The sequence below is a fragment of the Enterococcus sp. LJL120 genome (assembly GCF_054871765.1).
Genome location: NZ_JBTXLV010000007.1, coordinates 186,273 through 206,653, shown reverse-complemented (window position 1 = coordinate 206,653; position 20,381 = coordinate 186,273). Strand labels below are relative to the sequence as shown.

The 20,381-nt window shown below is 39.6% G+C and carries 20 protein-coding genes and 1 pseudogene; 4 read left to right on the top strand and 17 right to left on the bottom strand.

What is annotated here, in order from left to right:
* Nucleotides 1-66: 66 nt before the first annotated feature.
* Entirely contained in the window at nucleotides 67-645 is a 579-nt protein-coding gene (gene lepB / locus ACYSNU_RS13185) for a signal peptidase I (protein ID WP_461737672.1), read from the bottom strand.
* Nucleotides 646-767: 122 nt separating this feature from the next.
* A complete protein-coding gene (locus ACYSNU_RS13180) occupies nucleotides 768-1,145 on the bottom strand; it encodes a YxeA family protein (protein WP_461737671.1) in 378 nt (125 codons plus the stop codon).
* 204 nt (nucleotides 1,146-1,349) lie between these two features.
* Between ACYSNU_RS13180 and ACYSNU_RS13175 the strand changes: the two genes are divergently transcribed.
* Nucleotides 1,350-1,793 (top strand): hypothetical protein, encoded by a 444-nt coding sequence (locus ACYSNU_RS13175; protein WP_461737670.1) that lies wholly within the window; start codon nucleotides 1,350-1,352, stop codon nucleotides 1,791-1,793.
* A 158-nt stretch (nucleotides 1,794-1,951) separates the two neighbouring features.
* Here the strand turns inward: ACYSNU_RS13175 and ACYSNU_RS13170 are convergent, their stop codons facing one another.
* Nucleotides 1,952-3,034 (bottom strand): aminotransferase class I/II-fold pyridoxal phosphate-dependent enzyme, encoded by a 1,083-nt coding sequence (locus ACYSNU_RS13170; protein WP_461737669.1) that lies wholly within the window; start codon nucleotides 3,032-3,034, stop codon nucleotides 1,952-1,954.
* A gap of 404 nt (nucleotides 3,035-3,438) precedes the next feature.
* Here ACYSNU_RS13170 and ACYSNU_RS13165 point away from each other — a divergent pair, with 404 nt between their 5' ends.
* Entirely contained in the window at nucleotides 3,439-4,464 is a 1,026-nt protein-coding gene (locus ACYSNU_RS13165) for an FUSC family protein (RefSeq protein WP_461737668.1), read from the top strand.
* Between the two features lie 737 nt (nucleotides 4,465-5,201).
* Here ACYSNU_RS13165 and ACYSNU_RS13160 read toward each other — a convergent pair.
* The 9 genes and pseudogenes from ACYSNU_RS13160 to ACYSNU_RS13120 form a co-directional block, all read right to left on the bottom strand.
* Nucleotides 5,202-6,301, bottom strand: a pseudogene (locus ACYSNU_RS13160) (IS30 family transposase).
* A 139-nt stretch (nucleotides 6,302-6,440) separates the two neighbouring features.
* Nucleotides 6,441-8,450 carry an ABC transporter permease gene (locus ACYSNU_RS13155; protein WP_461737667.1) on the bottom strand — a complete coding sequence of 670 codons (2,010 nt, stop codon included), beginning with the start codon at nucleotides 8,448-8,450 and terminating at the stop codon, nucleotides 6,441-6,443.
* 2 nt (nucleotides 8,451-8,452) lie between these two features.
* Nucleotides 8,453-9,211: an ABC transporter ATP-binding protein gene (locus tag ACYSNU_RS13150; RefSeq protein ID WP_461737666.1), complete on the bottom strand. Its 759-nt coding sequence runs from the start codon at nucleotides 9,209-9,211 to the stop codon at nucleotides 8,453-8,455.
* 190 nt (nucleotides 9,212-9,401) lie between these two features.
* Entirely contained in the window at nucleotides 9,402-10,427 is a 1,026-nt protein-coding gene (locus tag ACYSNU_RS13145; protein WP_461737665.1) for a sensor histidine kinase, read from the bottom strand.
* Nucleotides 10,420-11,112 (bottom strand): response regulator transcription factor, encoded by a 693-nt coding sequence (locus ACYSNU_RS13140; RefSeq protein WP_461737664.1) that lies wholly within the window; start codon nucleotides 11,110-11,112, stop codon nucleotides 10,420-10,422. The genes ACYSNU_RS13145 and ACYSNU_RS13140 overlap by 8 nt, the downstream gene beginning before the upstream one ends.
* Nucleotides 11,113-11,192: 80 nt before the next feature.
* Entirely contained in the window at nucleotides 11,193-12,689 is a 1,497-nt protein-coding gene (abc-f, locus tag ACYSNU_RS13135) for a ribosomal protection-like ABC-F family protein (protein WP_461737663.1), read from the bottom strand.
* A gap of 365 nt (nucleotides 12,690-13,054) precedes the next feature.
* Nucleotides 13,055-13,903 (bottom strand): MerR family transcriptional regulator, encoded by an 849-nt coding sequence (locus ACYSNU_RS13130; protein WP_461737662.1) that lies wholly within the window; start codon nucleotides 13,901-13,903, stop codon nucleotides 13,055-13,057.
* A gap of 5 nt (nucleotides 13,904-13,908) precedes the next feature.
* A complete protein-coding gene (locus ACYSNU_RS13125) occupies nucleotides 13,909-14,649 on the bottom strand; it encodes an ABC transporter permease (RefSeq protein WP_461737661.1) in 741 nt (246 codons plus the stop codon).
* Nucleotide 14,650: 1 nt separating this feature from the next.
* Nucleotides 14,651-15,364, bottom strand: coding sequence for an ABC transporter ATP-binding protein (locus ACYSNU_RS13120; RefSeq protein WP_461737660.1), 714 nt, complete (start codon nucleotides 15,362-15,364; stop codon nucleotides 14,651-14,653).
* A 161-nt stretch (nucleotides 15,365-15,525) separates the two neighbouring features.
* Between ACYSNU_RS13120 and ACYSNU_RS13115 the strand changes: the two genes are divergently transcribed.
* Nucleotides 15,526-16,086, top strand: coding sequence for a hypothetical protein (locus ACYSNU_RS13115; protein WP_461737659.1), 561 nt, complete (start codon nucleotides 15,526-15,528; stop codon nucleotides 16,084-16,086).
* A 178-nt stretch (nucleotides 16,087-16,264) separates the two neighbouring features.
* Here the strand turns inward: ACYSNU_RS13115 and ACYSNU_RS13110 are convergent, their stop codons facing one another.
* From ACYSNU_RS13110 to ACYSNU_RS13100, 3 genes are all read right to left on the bottom strand, one after another.
* On the bottom strand, nucleotides 16,265-16,684 hold the full coding sequence (locus ACYSNU_RS13110) for a GyrI-like domain-containing protein (protein ID WP_461737658.1): 420 nt from the start codon (nucleotides 16,682-16,684) through the stop codon (nucleotides 16,265-16,267).
* Nucleotides 16,681-16,899, bottom strand: coding sequence for a hypothetical protein (locus ACYSNU_RS13105; RefSeq protein WP_461737657.1), 219 nt, complete (start codon nucleotides 16,897-16,899; stop codon nucleotides 16,681-16,683). The genes ACYSNU_RS13110 and ACYSNU_RS13105 overlap by 4 nt, the downstream gene beginning before the upstream one ends.
* Before the next feature lie 61 nt (nucleotides 16,900-16,960).
* A complete protein-coding gene (locus ACYSNU_RS13100) occupies nucleotides 16,961-17,848 on the bottom strand; it encodes a helix-turn-helix transcriptional regulator (RefSeq protein ID WP_461737656.1) in 888 nt (295 codons plus the stop codon).
* A gap of 305 nt (nucleotides 17,849-18,153) precedes the next feature.
* Between ACYSNU_RS13100 and ACYSNU_RS13095 the strand changes: the two genes are divergently transcribed.
* A complete protein-coding gene (locus ACYSNU_RS13095; protein ID WP_461737655.1) occupies nucleotides 18,154-18,990 on the top strand; it encodes a class I SAM-dependent methyltransferase in 837 nt (278 codons plus the stop codon).
* Nucleotides 18,991-19,066: 76 nt separating this feature from the next.
* Here ACYSNU_RS13095 and ACYSNU_RS13090 read toward each other — a convergent pair whose 3' ends face one another.
* The gene (locus ACYSNU_RS13090; RefSeq protein WP_461737654.1) at nucleotides 19,067-19,510 is read right to left on the bottom strand and encodes a DUF3788 domain-containing protein; all 444 of its coding nucleotides are present in this window, start codon (nucleotides 19,508-19,510) and stop codon (nucleotides 19,067-19,069) included.
* A 15-nt stretch (nucleotides 19,511-19,525) separates the two neighbouring features.
* A complete protein-coding gene (locus ACYSNU_RS13085) occupies nucleotides 19,526-20,347 on the bottom strand; it encodes a hypothetical protein (protein ID WP_461737653.1) in 822 nt (273 codons plus the stop codon).
* Between the last annotated feature and the right edge of the window lie 34 nt (nucleotides 20,348-20,381).

Below are 20,381 nucleotides of genomic sequence, written 5' to 3'. Positions count from 1 at the left end.
GTATAACAAAAAAATTCAGCAGGTGGGCTATTCTAATGCCCTCACGCTGCTGAATTTATCTTTATTTTAAATGCTGCCAAAGCGGTCAAAGGGCCAAAAAACATATTTGACATTGCCGATAATTTGATCTTCATCAATAAAGCCAATAATCCGGCTATCCTTTGATATGCGACGATTATCTCCGAGAACAAATAATTTTCCTTCTGGGACAGTCGTGACACCAGTAAACTGTGAAACTGGCGGATTGCCATGATAGCCTTGCGCTAACGTTTCAAAAGTGAAATCCCACGTGAGAACTTCGCCTTCAGATAGTTCTGATTTATACTCATCCAAATAAGGTTCATCAATGGCTTCGCCGTTAATATAAAGCACATCACCAGACATCGAAACCGTATCACCGGGTAGACCAATCACCCGTTTAATATAATTAGTATCTGCTTCAGTCGGTGCTGGAAACGTCACGATATCAAAACGTTGAATTTCACCAAATTTCAGGGCAATCACGCGTTCGTTATTTTCTAACGTTGGATCCATCGAATCCCCTTTAACAATCACTGGTGAAAAAACGTAGGTGCGTACAATCACGAGCACCACCACTAAAACAATTAGATACAAAATAAACTTCAAAAACTCAATCAACTTCACAGAATTTTACCGCCCTTCATCCAGTTTATTTTAGCATACAATTTCAACTGGAACACTTATTTGCCTTTTCCGTTGCTAAATCTAGCAATTTCTTAAATTGTTTTTAGCGGCAGTATAGTCTGCTAATTATTTTCAAGGGCTTGTAGTGCTTTAACCGGCAGCTCTTCTGCAGTCACTTCTTCATAAGTTTCCACGTAAGCCCCTTTATTGGAAATTTTTAAATAACGTTCTTGAATTAGTTCATGGTCTGCGGTAAATTCAATTTGTCGCTCTTTGCCGTTTTCATCAACGGCAGACTGGCGATAGCTAGCTGTGCCGTAGCCGTTCACACTATCAGCGGCTTTGGTTTTGACATAGACAGCCCCTTCTTGCACTAATGGATTAAAGCGGTCAATGACAGCGGCAACTTCGCCTGAAGAATTGGCGGTAAAAAAGAGTAAGCCGCCTAAGCCAATGATTATGATTACTGCAAAGCCCATTAAAATTTTTATGATTTTCAAAATTACACGTCCTTTCTAGAGAAATAGTAACAAAGATTCTCAAGAAATCCGTCCGCCTGTGAAAGGAGTTTTTTTTCAGCCTTTAGCAGTAGACCACTTCGGGCAAATCTTAGATTTTTCTTTTATTCAAAGTTTTTTCTTTCTATTTTAATGGGTTATCCTTATAATCAAGATAAAGGAAAAATAAGAGTAGGTTGATGGACTATGCAAAAAATTTCACGATTACCTGATAATATCAATGAAATTCCTGTGGTATTTTTGAAAAATCCATCGGGAAAAATTTTAGAAAAAATTTCAATCAATGAGCTAAAAGAACGGGTCTCTCCCCTTGTTAGTGAAGACTACCGAATTAAACTCTATCGGAATGCCCTAGAACATTATGCGGACCAAAATTTTGAGAACGCCGAATTACTGCTTTTACATTTAATTGAAACCTCTGAAGGCTTCCACTATGAGTATTATGAACGACTAGCTTCTGTATATGAAGCCCAAGAAGCCACCGAATTACAGATAGAAGTCCTGACCTTCGCCCAAGAAAAAATTACTGAGTTTAATGGGCAAGAAGCCCTGCTGCGGCGAGTTACTAGACGCTTAGTCAAAGCGCAAAAGCAGCAAGAAAAGAAATTAAAACGCCAATCACAAAATTAGACTTAAAAGCAAGCTATCTTGATAAATACAAAACGTGCCAACTGCTGGAAAAGCTTTCAGCAATTGGCACGTTTTACGTTTGTCAGGTTGGCAAGCGTTTTTTTATTTTGGAAATTGAGACAGAAGTTTAAAAAAATAAATAACTTGACTAGTTTAAGCTAATCCAAAACCGCTTTTAAATCAGCCGCTAAATCTTGGCTGCCTTCAATGCCGATTGATAGTCGCAATAAATCGGCAGTTAAACCATAGGCCTCCCTCAGTTCTTTAGGAACGTCGGCATGGGTTTGCGTTGTCGGATAGGTAATCAAACTTTCGACTCCCCCTAAGCTTTCTGCAAAGGTGAAGAGTTGCAAATTTGCCAAAATCTCAGGAACTAATGCGGCCTCAGTCACGCGAATCGAAATCATGCTCCCCACCCCAGGATAGATGACTTCTTTGATTTTGCTAAATTGTGGCAATAGCTTCACCAACTCTTTAGCAGTTTCCTCCTGCTTTTCAAAGCGTAACGCTAAAGTTTTCAAACTTCTGACAAATAGCCAGCTATCAAATGGTGATAACGTTGGCCCTGTTGTATTGGCGAGCCAAGTCAGTTTCTCGCCAATTTTTTGATCTTTAGCAACGACCACGCCAGCCAATAAATCATTATGCCCGGATAAAAATTTCGTGCCAGAGTGAATCACAATATCTGCTCCCAAGTCTAAAGGTTTTTGTCGCAATGGTGTTAAAAAAGTGTTGTCGACAATTAAAAGGGCTTGATTAGCTTTGGCGATGGAAGCGATCTTTTTGATATCTAAGACTTGCATTAAAGGATTAGTCGGCGTCTCGATAAAAATTCCAGCAATGTCAGCAGAAACTAGCGCAGCAAGCTCCTCTTCATTATTAAAATACTCAAAGCTAGCAATCCCTTGTTGCGTTAGCATCTCAAAAAAGCGGAAGCTGCCACCGTATAAATCACGACAGACGAGAAAACGGCTGCCTTGTGGAAAATATTGAAAGGCTAGTTGCAAAGCGCTCATCCCAGAACTAGTAGCGACTGCGACACTGCCGTTTTCTAATTTTGCTAAAGCTTCTTCTAAAACCCAACGTGTTGGATTTTTAGTGCGAGTATAATCATAACCGGTACTTTGACCTAATTTTGGATGCTCATACGTTGTTGATAGATGGATGGGCAAACTGATGGCGCCGGTGCTTTGATCTTGATGATTGCCGATTTGAGCTAAAAAAGTATTGATATCTGTCATAAAATTGCCTCCAGTAATTTTATCATTAGTTTAATATTAGATTAAAATGAAATAATGATTAAATTATAGACAGGCACAATTTTTCTGTCAACTTAAAAAAGGTTGGAATTTATCTTTGTGGGAATAAATTTTTGGGATTGGTCTAAGAGAATCTGTCGTCGGTGTTGTTGACCGGTGACGTTTATAAATTCACCTTTTTAGTCTCTGTAGTTTAATAAGCTTAAAAGACAGATCGTATGTGAGCCTCTTTAATCAAGTAACCCTTCATCGTGAACATAAGATTTTCAATGCTTCACAATAAAATCATTCACAAAATTCAAATTTGTATTAACTCATCTCGGGGCCTTTTCTAGTTGCTTTTGAGCTTTTTTTTGTGATACCTTTAATAAAAGGAGCGAATTACCGTGAAGGGACATTTAAAACAATTATTACATTTTAATAAACCACAGGGCAATCGGGCTCGCCTATTTGGTGCCTGCCTAGCGATGCTGACGATTTTATTAGTCAGTTATCTGTTCGCTACACCGACGATTGCCAGCTTTGGCTCATTGGGCATTTTTACTTTTCTTTATTATGATAATTTAAAATTAACGGATTTAATTAAAAGGCTCTTATTGGTGGGGGCTTACCTATTGCTTTGCTTACTGGCTGGAATTCTGGGAACCCATGCCGTTTGGACAACGCCGATGTTGATGGCTGCCATTGCTTTTATCGGCCGCTTTTGTTTTCGCTTATATAGCTTTGCTAAACCCGGAGTGTTTTTCGGCGTGATGGTGGCCGGCACCGGCAGCAGTACCCGCATTGCTGTTGAAAATTTACCGACTGTGATTGCTTATTTTTGTTGCGGCATTTTTATCTCACTGATTTTTGCTTTGATTGTTCATAGGATGGAAAAAATTCCGGCGCTTGCCTTACCAAAAAAAAGCTTGCGCAAACGCTTGGATGCAGATCCGACAGCCATGATTGATGCATTATTTTATACAGGCATTATTTTCTTTGCGGCTTATCTCAGTCAGGGGCTAAATTTGCATAATCCTTACTGGATGGTCGTTTCAGCGGCGGCCATTTTGCAGGCCAATGATTTAGCTAACATGATGCAACGAAATTTACAGCGGATTTTGGGGACAGTAATTGGTTTGGGAATTGCCGCCATTTTATTAAATATTCACTTTTCTTATTTGGAAATGGTGATTGTCATCACGTTGCTCTTTTTTGCGGTGGAATATTTTATTCCCCGCAATTACGGGGTTGCTAATTTTTTCACGACACCCCTTTCTCTGCTCTTGGCGAAATTAGCGACGGACCAATATGTGATTTCCATTTTGCAATATCGTTTTATTGGAATTTTTTTAGGTAGTATTTTAGGGGTCGTGGCTGCTTGGGTCATGCATACTGGCTTGAAATTTTATCAACGTACTTTGCATTTTTAAAAAATGTTTTCCGTTAGTAAAGCAGCTTTTAAATTTGTAAAACATGATTTTGGCTCATAGATTCTGCTCTTTTCTAGCCATCCTCTTTTGTTTAAAATTTTCTATCACAATGTGGCAGTCCAATTTTTTTGATGGCCTGCATTTCGACAATTTTTTTAAACAAATAAAATGACTATAATCCGAAAACTTTTTGAGAATAAGCTAATCCTTTATTTAGTTATTCATTCAAGCGTTTTTGGTTATGATAATTTTGTGAAATGTAGTACATGTGTGTCATAAAATCAAGAAATAAATTTTCTTTTTTTCCGTTGCTGTTTAACTTTTTTGAAAATCCCCAAGATTGATAGTCCGGCTCTTTCGTACTAAATTAAAGGTGGGGTGAAGACCATGAAATCAGTAAAAGAATTTCGAACAGACAACGAACTAGTGATTTTTTTGGAGAATCAGAACACGATCATTTTTGTTACCGAAAAGGATTATAAAACTTATACTTATCTATTATATGCTGATGCGGAACACTTTTTTTTGAAACTAAAACGTGCCCTTTGTAAACCACAATTGCTTGCCTGAAGGAAAAGCCTGAGAATCCAGTTTTCAACTTAGTTCATACTAAGCTGCTAAACTCGGAAATCTCAGGCTTTTTTTTAATTTATTTGATATCTTCTACTTTTTTTCACCGCAAATTTCAAGTAGAACTTAGCCACTTATTGAAATTCACTTGTTATTTAGTTTTATTTTTATTTTCTTGTAGTTGTTTCACTGGATAAAGACAACTTCGTCAGTTCGTTTAATAAGCACTCACGAGGAGTTGCGTAGCCTAAAATTTTTCTTGGGAGGCTATTCATCCAGTCTTGCACTCTGCGAATTGTTGCGAGTGGAACAGTTGACAGGCGTGTTCCCTTGGGAAGGAAACGGCGAATCATCCCGTTGTGGTTTTCATTCGTCCCACATTCCCAAGAAGAATAAGGATGGGTAAAATAAACAGCCGTGACCTCTTTCAAGAGCGTTGAGATGCCTGAAAATTCAGCACCGTTATCCGAGGTGATGGTTTTAAAGAGCTGTTTAAAATGGCTTCCAGCAGAGGCTTTTAGATTAGTGAGGGCTTCGTTGACTGGATTCGCTGCTTTCCCATCGATTTTTAGAATTATTTCGAACCGTGTTTTTCGTTCTGTCAACGTCAAGAGCGCATGGTCCTTACCGCCCCGGACCCCTGCGACAGTATCGATTTCCCAATGACCAAATTCTTCACGGTGATCCACAACATCCGGATGCTTTTCAATCAACTCACCGAGCATTTTTTTTTGTTTTTTCTATTTTTGGCGCGTTCACTTTTCTACGAACCTTCAAATGGAGATCAATATTTTTCGTTTCCATCAATCCAAGATGGATATAGTGATAGAGTGTTGTCGTCCCCGGAATCTTCTCATGTGGAAAGAGATTCATTTTTTTTTGCTCGTCCTGCCACGGCATCAGGAGATTGTTTTTCTGTTTTCATTTGTTGATCCGCATACGCCATAAACTCAGGTGCAGCGCTCCATTTAGGTTGCTTGATACTATTCTGACGTGCTTTTTCATAGGCTGCCTGACCAGCGGCGGCAGAATAGATAAACGTTTCATAGTCGTAACGCTTGTCATGTTGTTTCTTTTGCCGAATTTGGCGAACAGTACCATCCTTCACTTCAGTGTGAATCGTCTGTGGCGCACGACCGAGCTGTTTGGCGACTTTTCGGTTAGATAGCGGGTGTGTTTGTGCTTTTAGGGCTTCGATTTGGCAGCGTTCTTCATAAGTTAGGTGTTTTCCTTTGTGTGAATCTGTGGTATTCTCGATTTGCGTCATTGCGAACTCATCCTTTATTGATTGTGTAGGAACTTCAATAATACATGAAATTTGCAATGACGTTTTTTTATTTGTCTAGGTGGCTAAGTTCATTATAAAATCCGCCACTTTTTTTCACTGCTAAAACTTTTTTAATCCACTACACTTTTCGTTCGACTAAACGATAATAGACTTTTGAAGTCTGCCAATAAACGAATAAGTAGCAAATCGCAAAAACAATGACCGACAAGATTGTCACAATAGTAATCAACTGACTGTTGGTTAAGCCAAAGAGAATCAGTAATTTACGAATAATCGGCAGCGCGAAGGCTAAGTGAATGACGGCTAATGACAGCGGCAGTAAAAAGACCATCAACACTTGGCTAGAAATTGTTTGTCTGACCTCTTTACGGCTCATGCCGACTTTTTGCATAATTTCAAACCGACTAGTATCCTCATAGCCTTCAGAAATTTGCTTGTAATAAATAATCAGAGCTGTCGCCAATGTGAAACTCAATCCGAAAATAATGCCGATAAATAAAAAGCCGCCGGTAAAGCCATTGGTCTCTTCACGATCGACCTCAATTGAAGTTGCCGAAGCATAATTCATGGAAGGATTCGGCAGCAAATCTTGATTGGCTGCTTGATTGAGCTGCTCTTGGTAAGCAAAGACTGCAGTGGCAAAATTCTTCAAATTTGCCTGACTCCCCTCAAGGTTCATCATGACTTCGCTGTCATAAGCAAGCGGCTGATAGCTACTATGGGTGCCTAAATTCAAATCTGCATAAATTTTTTCAACAACACTCTGGTCTTTTACAAAAAAGAAAAAGGTATCGACAAAGCTAGGATTTTTAGGAAACATCGGTAAATCTTCCAGCCGCTCTCGAATGTCATAAGATTGTTCCCCAAAGTAAATGGTTTGGCCTTCATAATCGCCAGAAATTGGGTAAAAGACTAATTTGTTGTCTTTTAAGTCAATCGTCTTTCCGGTGAGCTGTTGATAATCAGCCGCTGTTAGAAATTCAACCCCAATCACACCATCAAACTCCTGCGTATCATTTACTGGTACAAAATTATTTCCCTCTTCCTTTAAAAAAGAAATATTAGGACTATCCAGTTCCACCATCTCAGTAACCGTCACTTGATTTTCTACAGCCAAGGCGTTTAAGTTTGCTGCTAAGTCGTGATTAACTGTCTGAGTTGTCAGACTAATATCACTAGGATTGCGAGTCTCCAGGACATTTTCTTTGCCAAAATAAAGTCCTGCAGTTGAAGATACCGTCACTAAAACCATCGTTGATAAAATACAAATACTCGCCAAGCCAGCACCATTTTGCTTCATGCGATAAATCATCCCAGAAATATTAATAAAAGGCTTTGGTTGATAATAGAGCTGGGGCCGTTTTCGCAAAGCTTTTAAAACGGTAATGCTGCCGGTCATCATCACCAGATAAGTGCCGATAATCACTAAGACAATCGCCACGAAAAAATAAGGCAAGGCGGCAACCGGTGATTCAATCAAAACGGAAATCAGATAGCCAGCGGCAATCGCAGCAAAGCCAATGATCGTCAGTAGCCAATGAGCTTTCGGTTCTTTTTCACCTGTGTCGCTACCGTGAAGCAATTCAATCGGCTTGGTCCGCCATAATTGAAAATAATTATGCAGCAACAGCAGTAAAAAAATACCAGCAAAAACGACGGTCACAAATAGCAGCATTTGAAAGCTTAGCTGGAAAACAAAATCCTCACCAAAGCCGGTCATTTTCTTCATGACTAAAAATAAAAATTTTGCCAAAATACTACCTAAGCCAATGCCAATCACTAAAGAAATCACTAAACTAAGGAGACTTTCAATCAACAGCATCCAGCCTAATGATTTTTTGTCCATTCCTAAAATATTATATAAGCCAAGTTCTTTTTGGCGCCGCTTAATTAAAAAACTGTTGGTATAAAAAGAAAAAATGACAGAAAAAACTAGAATAACGACAACTCCAAAGCTAAACATAGAGTGAACCGTCATCGCTTGCGGTAGATTTTGCATGCCGGGATTGTTCACCATCACCTGCATCAACAGATTTAAAAAAACTAAAAACATCATTGAGCCTAAAAAAGGCAGATAGGTCGTCCGATTTTTTTTTAAATTGGACCAGGCTAGTTTTAAGTAAAACATGACTAGACCCCCTTTGTTAAAAGAACGGTGGTCGTATCCGAAATTTCACTTAAAAACTCTTCCTGTGTTTTTGCACCCCGATACAGCTGATGAAAAATTTCACCGTCTTTAATAAATAAAACCCGTTTAGCATGGCTAGCGGCAATCCCACTATGGGTCACCATCAAAATCGTTTGGCCTTGTCCGTTAATCTGGTTAAATAGCTGTAGCAATGCATCAGCCGAACGGGAATCTAATGCCCCAGTCGGTTCATCTGCCAACACCAAATCCGGACGAGTAATCAAAGCTCTGGCAACGGCAACCCGCTGCTTTTGGCCGCCGGAAATTTCATAGGGATATTTTGTTAATAAATCAGAAATCCCCAAGGCATCGGTCAAAGCTGGCAAACGCTTTTCCATTTCCTTAACCGGTACACGAGATAAAACCAGCGGCAGAAAAATATTGTCTTTGATATTAAAGGTGTCTAGTAAATTAAAATCCTGAAAGACAAAGCCCAGATGCTCCCGCCTAAACTTGGCCAGCTGCCCCTCAGGAATCTCCCCCAAATTTTTATTTTCTAATAGCACTTCTCCGCTGGTTGCTTTGTCTAGAGTGGCTAAAATATTTAAAAGCGTGCTCTTGCCGGAACCGGATTCCCCCATGATTGCGATATACTCTCCAGCATCAACACCAAAACTAACATTTTTCAAGGCTTCCACTTGGTAGTTGCTGAGGCGGCTGCGGTAAACTTTTTTTAGATTTTTGACCTGTAATAATTCCATTTTTTTCTCCACCTTTGCTTTTTCACACGCTGAGTTTAACTAAATTATTAATACCCAAATTCGTTTTGCAGCAACTTGCTAGTAGCTGCCCTCTAAGTTTTTAACTCAGCTGTTGATACCTTTAGTTTAAGAGAAAAAAAGTAGAAAAAACAGTTACAGTCCTGGCCAGTAAGGCTACAATTTTGTCACATTAGTCGACCGTTCCGTAATTTTTTTGTTGAGATAAGTCAATGGTGACGGTTGTCCCTTCACCGATTTTTGAAGTCACGGATAACTCAATCCCTAGATAACGGGCAATTTCATGGCTCATAAAAAGCCCTAGTCCGCTAGCTTTTTGCGTTTGCCGTCCATTAAAGCCTGTATATCCCCGCTCGAAAATCCGCGGCAAATCCTCTGCCCGCATGCCTCTGCCGGTGTCGCTGACACGTAATACTTGAAGGTTATCAGCTGTTGCTTCAATTGTAATACTGCCTCTGGTCGTATATTTTATCCCGTTAAAAATAATTTGCTCTAAAATAAAGGTCAGCCATTTCTTGTCAGAAATAACCTTGCCCTCCAAATTGATTAAATGTACCTCTAAATCTTTATGAATGAAAAAAGGAGCATATTTTTTAACAATTTGATTGATTAAAGGCTTAATGGTGATTTCTTCAAATAAAAAATCATTTTGAATATTTTGCAGACGAAGATACTGCAGCATCATATCCAGATATTGCTGAATTTTAAAAATTTCTTCCTTCATATCTTTTTTTAACGGCTGTTCTAAAGTTTGTACCATTAAATCCAAGGCTGCCAAAGGTGTTTTGATTTGATGAGTCCACAGACCATAATAATCATGAAGCTCAGTTTGCTGTTGCAGCTGTTGTTGTTGCAGTTGCTGAATTTCTTTGGTTAAGTTTAAAATAATTTTTTCATAATCCTCTTCGATTAAACTATTTTTTTGCTGTAGCTCATCAAGCTTGGCCATACCTCCGCTTTGCAACAGATTTTGCAGCTGTTGATGCTTATAGGATAGCTTCACCCCACGGATAATCAAAAAAATGATTAATAAAGGCAAGGTAAACAGTAACGCATCCTGATAAACCACCGTGGGAATATCATATAGAAAAAACGTCACAGCAAATAAGAGAGCCATCGCAATATATAAAACTATAATGCCACTGTTTTCTTTTAAAAAAGCCTTGAGAAAATGCCATTTTTTCTGAAAATTATTCATCTGACTTCACCAAAGTATAGCCAACTCCTTTAACAGTATGGATTAGATGGGGAAAACCAGCAGTTTGAATTTTTTTCCGCAAACGAGTGATGTTGACGGTCAATGTGTTTTGACTGATAAACTCTTCACTTTCCCAGAGCTTTTCCATAATGATTTCTCTGGTCACGGTTTTTTCTGGTGTCGCAAATAGCAAAGCCAAAATTTTAGTCTCTGTTGGCGTCAGCTTGACCAGTTGTTTTTGAAACGTCAGCTCCCCTTCTAATAAATTCAGCTGCACCTCATGATAAGCTAGCAACTGGCTTGGCTGATCATTAAAAGTGTAAGTCCGTCTTAAAATAGCTTGAATTTTAGCCACTAATAAATCCAAATCCACCGGCTTGGCGATAAAATCATCGCCTCCCATGTTCATAGCCATCAAAATATTCATTTTATCATTGGCAGAGGAAAGAAAAATTACTGGGACATTGGATTGTTTGCGGATTTCTTGGCACCAATGATAGCCACTAAAATAAGGCAAGGAAATGTCGAGTAAAACTAAATCCGGCTGGAATGTAGAAAATTCCTGTAGGACTTGTTGAAAATCATTGACGCCAGCCGTCTGAAATTGCCACTTGGCTAATTCTGATTGGATAATGCTGCTGATTTTTTCATCATCTTCGACAATAAAAATTTTATTATGTTCCATAAAAAGTCACCTGTTTTTTCTTTTTATTATCACAGAAGTCCTGCCAAAGTGCAAAACGGCCTTTAGTCAAATCAAATTTTTTAAAGTTCAATTATTTTGTCGGCGACTGCTTCAACAAATCGGCTATCGTGTTCAATTAAAATCATCGTCGGTTGAATCGATTTTAGGAGGCCTAAAATCTGATCTTGATTAAAGACATCGAGATAATTCAATGGCTCGTCCCAGATAAATAAGTTGGCGGTTTGCGATAAAGATTTCGCTAGCTCAACTTTTTTCCGTTGGCCCATACTCATCTCCTGAATGTCATTGTCAAAAACATTGCGCTCCATCCCGAGTTTCCGCAAATTATTTAAAAATTGCGGATAATCTAGCTCTTCTGCTGCAGCAAAATCAATCAGTTTGCCTTGGTTGTTTTCGTAGTTTTGCCGCACCCGACTGATGAGTAACCCTTGAGGTAGAAAAATTTCACCCCTTTGCTCACCAGCAAACTCAGCTAAAATTGCTGCCAACAGTGAGCTCTTGCCGCTGCCGTTTGCGCCGGTCACTGCCAAGCATTCACCTCTTAGTAATTCCGCATTTAGTGGCTGAAACAACGGCTGATCTTGATAGCTTAAGACTAAATTTTCCAGCTGTAAAATGCGCCGATGATAGCTGGGCAGATAACTTATTTTCAAGCCATCGATGGTTTCAATATTTTTTAAGAGCTGGGATTTTTCGCTAATCTGACTTTCTACCCGCTGCAAAATAGCTTTCGAGCGTTTCATCATCCTTGCTGCATCGGCACCAATTGACCCGGGAGACTTGCGGCGATATTCTGTATCGATAAAGCCCTTTGATTTATTCAGTTTATCTTTTTCGCGGTTGCGGGACCATTCGGCTTTTTCAATGGCCGTTTGTTGGAGCCGACCGATTTCTTTTTTTAATTTGATATTTTGCGCCTGTTCATAGGCATCTTGGCGGGCTTTTTGGTCTTCATAGACACTAAAATTCCCCTGATAAAGCACCAATTGATTTTTTTCAATTGCCAAAATATGATTGACCGTCTCATCTAAAAATTCACGATCGTGACTGACCAAAATATAGCCTTGCTTTTTCTTTTGTAAATATTGTGCTACCTGCTGTCGCCCGACAATGTCCAAGTGATTCGTCGGCTCATCAATCAAAGGAAAATAGCCTTCTTCAATAAACATCAAGGCCAACAAGACCTTCGTTTGTTCACCTCCGGATAAAGTTTCAAAAGGTCGCCACAGGACTTCTGGATCACAGGCTAATAAATTTAATTCCCGTTCCAGCTGCCACAGTTCAAAATCCTTTAAATTATTTAAAGCGTAAAAAGTCAGATCTCTTGGGTCTAAAACTTTTTTAGGAAAGTAGTCAAAGGCCAAACTGTGAGTAATTTTTCCTTGAAAGGGCAACTGCCCCTGTAAAAGTTTTAGCAACGTCGTCTTCCCCCGACCATTGCGACCTATCAAGCCCAATTTCCATTGAGCATCAATCACCAATTGCGCCTGATCGAATAAAAGTGTGCCTAAGCGGTCATAGCCAAAGCTTAAATTTTCAATCTTAATGGTTGTCATTTTGTGTCACATCCTTACTTCACGAAAACGTGATGGCAGGATTTTTTCACCGTTTTTTTTACGACAAAAAACCCGGTCATTTTCAAAAAACGGGTTTAAAATCAAATTATTGGAAAATGCAAATAAGCTGCTAAATAGATTAGGAGTATTGTGAATTTTCTCAATTGATTTTTTTTCACCAGTTTTCGAAAATCTGCACACTGCTCCCTCGGAAAAATCCTTGGTACAGTCTGAATGCAGCTTCTACTTATTTGGCGAAATTAATCATCAAGATTCCTCACTTTCCTTTATCTACTTTAAAAATAGCATGGTCTAAAAAACAAGTCAAGCCTTCGTTGCGTTTCTAAAAAAACGCTTACTATTATTTAAAATTCTAGCTGACTTTCTAGTTTAACGGGAACTTGGATTTCTGTTAACCATTCTTCAGTAGAATTTTTATTCCAGATGCCGTCAATATAGTTTTCTCGCGGTAGGCCATCAATTTCTAAGCCGTGAGTATCAATGTAATGAAAAATAGCAGCGTAGGCTTGAGGTAAATTTTCGTAAGGTCCGTGATGCATAGTGCAAATAGCTCGGGGAACTTCTGCCACCCGTTTAAATTTCAATTCACCGAAGTCCTCTTTCATCTCGGTGACAGCTTCACAAATTTCGTAATCAATATCGGTGTCTCGATACTCCTGATCGTGATACAAATTAAAGCAATACTCGGGAATCCGGCACTCACAACCGGCAGCCTCCATCATCTGCCCCATCTCTGGCACCACCGTCATCAGTTGATCATAGTTGGCGACAATTCGGCGTATAGAAGCTACAATAACTTCCGGTAAAACTTTTTCCACCATATGATAGGTTTGCCGATAGTCCTGCTGCATATAAGTTTCAATTAAAGAAAGCATCTTGGTTTTTTCAGCGATGTCTTGCAAAAGCTGCGCCTTTTTTCGTTGCAAAAGCGTCTCTTGGGTAGCTCCTTTTCCTAAAGATTGAATATCTTCAATCGAGAAACCGATTTTTCGCAGGGCCAGTAATTGATGAAGTTCCCCCACCTGCCCGCTGCTATAATAGCGATAGCCATTATCAGGGTCAATAAAACGGGGTTTCAATAAGCCGACATCGTCATAATAGCGCAGCGCCTTAATTGTCACTTGATTCATTTTAGAAAACATCCCGATGCGATAAAGTTTTTCTTCCTCTAATAATTCACAATTTTTTTCCATGCTGTTCACTCCCAGCGAAATATTTTTAAGGAAATCAGTGCTGCTGCTATTCCCAAGATTAGCAAGTAGCCGACGATTAGCGGCTGATTAACGAGCGCCTGATTTAAGGTAATACTTTTTAAAAGTTGAATGCCTTGGGTTAAAGGTAAAATTGCGGCTACCTTTTGAACAGCGTTGGGAAATAGTTCAAAGGGAATCACGGCACCAGATAAAAAGAGCATTGGAAAATAAACAAAGGTGCAGATGACATTGGCAATTTTTAAATTCTTGCAGATACTGGCAATCAAAAAACCGAGACTATACATGCTGAACATTACTATGAAGTAACCACCAATTAAAGCTTCCCAGCTGCCCGCCAGCTGATAGCCGAGAAAAAGATAAGCGACGAGGGTCACCAGGACTGCGGAGATAATTGCCGTGACTGCCGCTACAATAAATTGAGCCAAAATAAAAACTAAAGGTGATACCGGCGTGACAAAAAAATGTTTCAAAATTTTTTTATCTCGATAGTCACAGATGGTCAACGGAATGCCCATAAAAGCCGTAGCGCAAATCCCCACTGCTAATAAAGAAGCAAAACTGCTGTCTAAAAAAGTATAATCCGCCCCATTTGCAGCTGTATTGCCAGCAATGACTGCAATTAATAATAGCACACAAACCGGCATCCTAATGCCAAAAATTATGCCATCTAAGGTTCTGGTTGCTAATTTTCCTTGAATTTTTGTTAACGTCAATAAACTCGTCATGTTAATTTCCCCCCATAAAATAAAGATATGCTTCTTCTAAATGATTACAGCCAGCCTGATGTAAAATATCAGCGACTGTTCCACTAATTACCGGGCGACCATTTTTTATCATGAGTAAGTGGTCGCACAACAACTCAGCTTCCTCCATGTAATGCGTCGTCAAAATAATTGTCAGTCCCTGCTCCTTTAAGCTGAGCAGCGTTTTCCAGACTTCTCGGCGGGCCTCGGTATCTAAGCCCGTAGTTAATTCGTCAAGAAAAATTACCTCAGGATTAGGAATTAGTGCTAAGAGAATCGACAGCTTTTGTCGCTGACCACCGGATAAATCAGCGACCTTTTGACGGGAAAAATCTTGGAGACCAAAAAGTTTCAGCAGCTCACGATAGTCCTTTGGCTGTTGATACAAGGCCATCATTTCCTGACACAATTCCTCCACCCGAATCATATCTTGGTAATTTGAGGATTGCAGTTGGACGCCAATCTTTTGAAAAACTTTTTTGCGATGCTGTCGCGGCTCCACTCCAAAGACAGTCCCTTGACCACTGTCAACTGGACGAATTCCCAGCAGACATTCAATTGTCGTTGATTTTCCGGCTCCATTTGGTCCCAGTAAGCCAAAGACTTCTCCCCGATTAACAGTAAAACTCAAATTATCTACAACTTTTTTCCCTTGATAACTCTTAGTGATACTTGTTGCCTTCACAATTTCCTTCATTTAAAAATCGCCCCTCTCACTATTGAGAATAAATCCTCCTCTAAGTGGAGAGTCAACTGTAAAAAAATAATTTTCAAAAATATTATAGCCGCTAGGATTTCTGTTTTAGGCTTGCTATACTAGCATAAAGAAAATTAATAAATTCTATCTAGGAGATACAGATGAATATCCAAGAAATTAAATTGCAGCAGCTGTCGACACTCTTGTACGGACGCCCTGCTGATAAAGTCGTTTTATACCTGCACGGACAAGCTGGAAACAAAGAAGAAGCTGCAACAGCGGCCGAAATTTTTGCAGCAAAAGGTTGGCAGACCTTTGCTATTGATTTACCAAAACATGGTCAACGTAAAGATGAGGCTACTGAACTCCTGCCTTGGGAGGTTGTGCCAGAGTTAAATATGGTTGCTGATTATCTATCAGAAAATTGGCAGCAAGTAGCCTTATATGCCAACAGTATTAGCGCTTGGTTTAGTCTGATGGCCTTTAGTGAGAAAATTTTTACGCAAGCTTTTTTCGTGTCGCCAGTGCTTGATATGGAACAATTAATTTATCAGATGATGACTTGGGCGCAAGTGACGGCAGATGAACTGCAGGAGAAAAAAGAAATTCAGACTGATTTTGGACAAACCCTTTCTTGGCAATATCTTCAATATGCTAAAGAACAGCCTGTCAGCAACTGGCCAACTCAAACAAAATTTTATACGGGGAAAAGGACCATCTGACACCTCTAGCAACTGTGCAAACTTTCGCTGAACATAATAACAGCCAGCTGACAATTATGCCGGCAGCGGAACATTGGTTTCACACACCGGACCAGATGGCTTTTTTAAAGGATTGGCTAAGTAAGAGTATTGAAAATTAAAAAAGGTCCAGAGCTTGATGCACTGCACTGGACCTTTTTTACATTTTTTCAATTGGATAACGCAAAATAGTTTTTCTTTTTTCTGGAGGAGTTTTTCGGGCATCATTTAAATAAATTTCCCGATGGACATGGCCTTTCCGCTGATAACCGGCTTCTTTAAGATACTCAGCCATCACTGCAAAAGTCTCAGCTTCTTTTTCAAAGGCTCCTAGGTGCAGCATCTGCACCGCCTCTTGGTCAGCTATTTCGATAAACTTCACAGCTCTTAGTAAAGGCAGTTTTTTCTTTTGGCTGACCGTTGGCAAAACTTCTTTGTAAAAAGCTTCTGTGATAGCTGCCGGTTGCTGGATCATAATCGTATAAATAAAGCTATCCTTGTCTAAAAAATCAGTTTCGTTGCTGGAATCCCATAAACCCTCTAGGGGAAAGACTGTAAAATCTGTCAGTTGTTCAGTCAATTGATTTTCTGAATTGACTTGAAACCTTTTTTATAGGTCATTTTTATTCCATAGGCAAGTGCGAATAAAGCAGCCACTCGTTCGGCAAAATCAGCTTGGTTTGGATTACCAACGCCGTCAATTGCAATAAATCTTTGTGGGGGTACTGTTAAAATTTGCGGCTTTTGCTTGGCTCCATACAATGCTTTTTCAGCTTTACACCATTCATATTTCATCTTGTTTGCCTCCCTTTCTCTTATTACATCTAGTTTAACAAACAAAACCTGTCAGCTGATGTCAGGTTTGATATAAATTTTGCATAGCTGTTATTCTTTGTTGCAGCTTTTTACAAATATCATCAGGAGCTAACACTTTAACTGAGGCGCCAAAGGACAAAATAAAACGATAAAAATCTTCGGTAATAGGAAAGGCTTCTTCAACCAGCAAACCCTCAGCGTTTTCTGTGAATTTTTCAAAATTTTCAGTGACCCGCTGTCGCAGTTTTTTGTCAAATTGCAAGGTCACAACTCTTTTAGGCAATTGAAAATCAGCATTGTCCTGCAAGACTTTTCCGGGAGTCTTTCTGTCAAAGTGCTCAGCTAAGGTTTGCAGATTTTTTATTCTTAACAGCTTGAAAAGCCGTTCCCCTTGGCTTTGCCGACAAAAACCATAGAGATACCAGTCATGGTGTTTAAAAATTAATTTTAAAGGCTCAACTAAACGTTCTGCTGCCGACTTCTCAATACCGGCATAAAGAAAACTCACTCGTTGCTGATTAATAATCGCCTGCTGCAACGTTTCAAAGCTCTGCTGATTTCTTTTCGACCAATCGGAAAAATCAATTTCCAGCCAATTCAGCTGTTCTTTTTTAAACAGCCCCGCCAACTTCGTCAGTAAGGGCTGTTGGTCAACATTTCCTAACACGGTCAACCCTTCTAAAGCGGCTAACAGTTGTTGCTGTTCCTCATTTGAAAGGAGAGTTTTTTCAAGGGTGAAATTTTTATCGAGGAAAATACCACCGCCTTGTCCCTGCTGAGTATAGACGGGAATCCCAGCACTACTCAAGTGGTCGATGTCTCGATAAATGGTTCTTAAGGAGACTTCAAATTTTTCAGCCAGCTCAGGGGCTGTCACCTGTCCTTTGGCAATCAATTCATAGACTATTTCAAATAGACGTTGTTCCATAATGCCTCCCTATTTAACCCTTTGACAGGGGAATTTTTTTATCATACACTGTAATTACCAAATATAAGTAGGTGAAGTTATCCGGCAAACTGGCAATCAGGTTTTCATTGATTGAAGTGTGACTGGAAGGGGTAAATAAAATCAAATTTGAACAGGTTTTTCTTTTAGCTGAGCGCCAGCTTTTTTTGAGATGCCTGAATTTGATTTTATTTTACTCAAAACTGCCAAAGACCCAAGCAGGCTGCAGAGTAAAATCTGCAGCCTTTTTGCGTATTAAATACCTACGAAAAAGGAGCTTGATAGAAATGAATTTACCGCAAAACTTATTTGAACGACCAGCCGTTTATCAAAAAACGGCGGCAGCTTTTTGGGAGGACGAGTACATCTCATCACAAATGCTGCAAAATCACCTGAATCCTGAGACTGAAGGGGCCAGCCGTAAATTAACTTTTATTGAAGAGTCGGTTGCCTTTATTTGTCAGACACTGCCCTCTGCCGATTATCCCAAGCTTTTGGACTTGGGTTGCGGTCCCGGAATCTACAGCGAGCTCTTGGCAAAGGCCGGCTATCAAGTAACTGGTGTTGATTTTTCTAAACGCTCGATTGAATATGCCAAACAAGCGGCAGCCAAGCAGCGGCTTAAAATTGACTATCAGCAGCAAAATTATTTAACTTTAAATTTGCCAGAGAAATATGATTTAATTATTATGATTTATTGTGACTTTGGCGCCCTTTCCACAATAGACCGCCAGCTAGTTTTACAAAAAATGCTGGACCATTTAAAACTTGGAGGCAAAATTTTATTCGACGTCTTCTCCTTAAATAAATTTCAACAAATTCGTGAAGCAAAAGACTGGCATTACGTTTTAGAAAATGGCTTTTGGTCCCCTGAGCCTTATCTTGAGCTTCAGCAAACGTTGATTTATTCGCAAAATATCACCTTGGAGCAAAGCTTTATTCTGCAGGAGAATCAGCTAACGCCTTATAATATTTGGACTACGTTTTTTGATCAGCATTCTCTAGCCAATGAATGGGCTCAATATCCTGTTAAAATCTGTGACTGGTTCAGCGACGTTGCTGGTCACCGAGATTTTGCTCAGCAGGACACCTTAGCAGTCTTGCTGGAAAAAACAGCGGACTAAACTTAAACAGTTGATGCTAAACTAGATTTTGTAATTCGATTTTTAAAGTAATTGAATTAAATGTTCTATTTAAGCTTCAGACGTTCACCATTACCTTAGGTTGAACCCGCAGATGAATCAATTGCAGCGCATCGGTGAAACTAGTTTGCTGATTAATTTTTAACATCAACCATTTTTGACCGTTGCCTAGCTTGGCAGCAGCAAAAACTTTTTGCGTTTCTTCCGACAGCAGCGGCAGTAAAGATTCCGCTGCTGTCATTTCTTTTTGACCAATTACCACTAAAGCAATGAAATATCCTGGCATAGGGTATAAGGTACAAAGTGATTTACCACTTTTTTTGTATTTTACATTCCAGCCTGCTTGCAGGGAACAAGCACTATACGCAAATTTAGGTTTTACCTGATAGCTTGCTGATAAGTAGTCAGTAAATTTCAGCCACAAGGGATTGTCGATAAAGCTGCAAATTTCTTGAAACGTCGGCGGCTGCCCTTTCGGGTATTCCTCTAACCAATTGGTCATCAAACTACCTCCTTTTTATTTCTGACAGCCACTACAATAATAAATGGTTCCGCCAAGATAACTTTCTTTACTCACTTGATGGTCGCAGCGGGGACAGGGACTCTTCCAAGTTTTACTAGATAAAATTGTCTGATAGCCACCCTTTTGGCCATAAAAATCTTTTTCTGTATCTCGGCCCCCCTCAGCCACAATCCCTTTTAAAACAGTTTTCATACCTGTAAATAAATCAGTGAACTCAGCATCACTCAAAGTCACCAGTTTTCTTTTCGGCAAAAGCTGTGCCGAAAAAAAGATATCATGGAGGCTGCCGTTGCCTAAGCCGGGAATGCGCTGCTCAGTCCCCATAAAAGCCTTTAAGCTGAGGGTCGGCTTGGCTGATTTTCGCAGCTCTGAAAAATATTCTTCATTAAATTCAGTTGCAAGAGGATTGGGCTTTTCTTGAGCCACTTGAAAATATTCGTTGCCGACTAGCTCAGCTGTTTGGAGCATCATCGCACCATACATGCTGACAGAACAAGCCAAAACCCAATCATCTGAAAAGGTTAAAGCAAACTGATATTTTTTCGGTAATTTTTGTGTCGGCGCTAACCAGTAAAAATTCAACCCCTCACTAAAACTCAAAGCACATTTGTGTAATGCGAGTACGACAAAATTTCCGTAGACATTGACCTCTTGAATCGTTTGATTTAGCAGCCACTCCTCGTAAACTTCCTCCGTTGCCGAAAAAAAGGCAAAACGATGGGGTGAATTGCCGAAAGAAACCTGCGCAATTTTTTTGCCAATTAACTCTTTGGCCATCTGTTTTCCTAAAACCTGAGCTTCACCAATATCAATCATCTTATCTCTCCTTTTGTTTTCGCTAATCACGTCA

What these genes read in the sequence shown, in the direction of transcription:
- ACYSNU_RS13175 (WP_461737670.1), top strand. Translation starts at nt 1,350, where the DNA reads ATGCAAAAAATTTCACGATTACCTGATAATATCAATGAAATTCCTGTG.
- ACYSNU_RS13170 (WP_461737669.1), bottom strand. Translation starts at nt 3,034, where the DNA reads ATGACAGATATCAATACTTTTTTAGCTCAAATCGGCAATCATCAAGAT.
- ACYSNU_RS13155 (WP_461737667.1), bottom strand. Translation starts at nt 8,450, where the DNA reads ATGTTTTACTTAAAACTAGCCTGGTCCAATTTAAAAAAAAATCGGACG.
- ACYSNU_RS13150 (WP_461737666.1), bottom strand. Translation starts at nt 9,211, where the DNA reads ATGGAATTATTACAGGTCAAAAATCTAAAAAAAGTTTACCGCAGCCGC.
- ACYSNU_RS13145 (WP_461737665.1), bottom strand. Translation starts at nt 10,427, where the DNA reads ATGAATAATTTTCAGAAAAAATGGCATTTTCTCAAGGCTTTTTTAAAA.
- ACYSNU_RS13140 (WP_461737664.1), bottom strand. Translation starts at nt 11,112, where the DNA reads ATGGAACATAATAAAATTTTTATTGTCGAAGATGATGAAAAAATCAGC.
- abc-f (WP_461737663.1), bottom strand. Translation starts at nt 12,689, where the DNA reads ATGACAACCATTAAGATTGAAAATTTAAGCTTTGGCTATGACCGCTTA.
- ACYSNU_RS13130 (WP_461737662.1), bottom strand. Translation starts at nt 13,903, where the DNA reads ATGGAAAAAAATTGTGAATTATTAGAGGAAGAAAAACTTTATCGCATC.
- ACYSNU_RS13125 (WP_461737661.1), bottom strand. Translation starts at nt 14,649, where the DNA reads ATGACGAGTTTATTGACGTTAACAAAAATTCAAGGAAAATTAGCAACC.
- ACYSNU_RS13120 (WP_461737660.1), bottom strand. Translation starts at nt 15,364, where the DNA reads ATGAAGGAAATTGTGAAGGCAACAAGTATCACTAAGAGTTATCAAGGG.
- ACYSNU_RS13115 (WP_461737659.1), top strand. Translation starts at nt 15,526, where the DNA reads ATGAATATCCAAGAAATTAAATTGCAGCAGCTGTCGACACTCTTGTAC.
- ACYSNU_RS13105 (WP_461737657.1), bottom strand. Translation starts at nt 16,899, where the DNA reads ATGAAATATGAATGGTGTAAAGCTGAAAAAGCATTGTATGGAGCCAAG.
- ACYSNU_RS13100 (WP_461737656.1), bottom strand. Translation starts at nt 17,848, where the DNA reads ATGGAACAACGTCTATTTGAAATAGTCTATGAATTGATTGCCAAAGGA.
- ACYSNU_RS13095 (WP_461737655.1), top strand. Translation starts at nt 18,154, where the DNA reads ATGAATTTACCGCAAAACTTATTTGAACGACCAGCCGTTTATCAAAAA.
- ACYSNU_RS13090 (WP_461737654.1), bottom strand. Translation starts at nt 19,510, where the DNA reads ATGACCAATTGGTTAGAGGAATACCCGAAAGGGCAGCCGCCGACGTTT.
- ACYSNU_RS13085 (WP_461737653.1), bottom strand. Translation starts at nt 20,347, where the DNA reads ATGATTGATATTGGTGAAGCTCAGGTTTTAGGAAAACAGATGGCCAAA.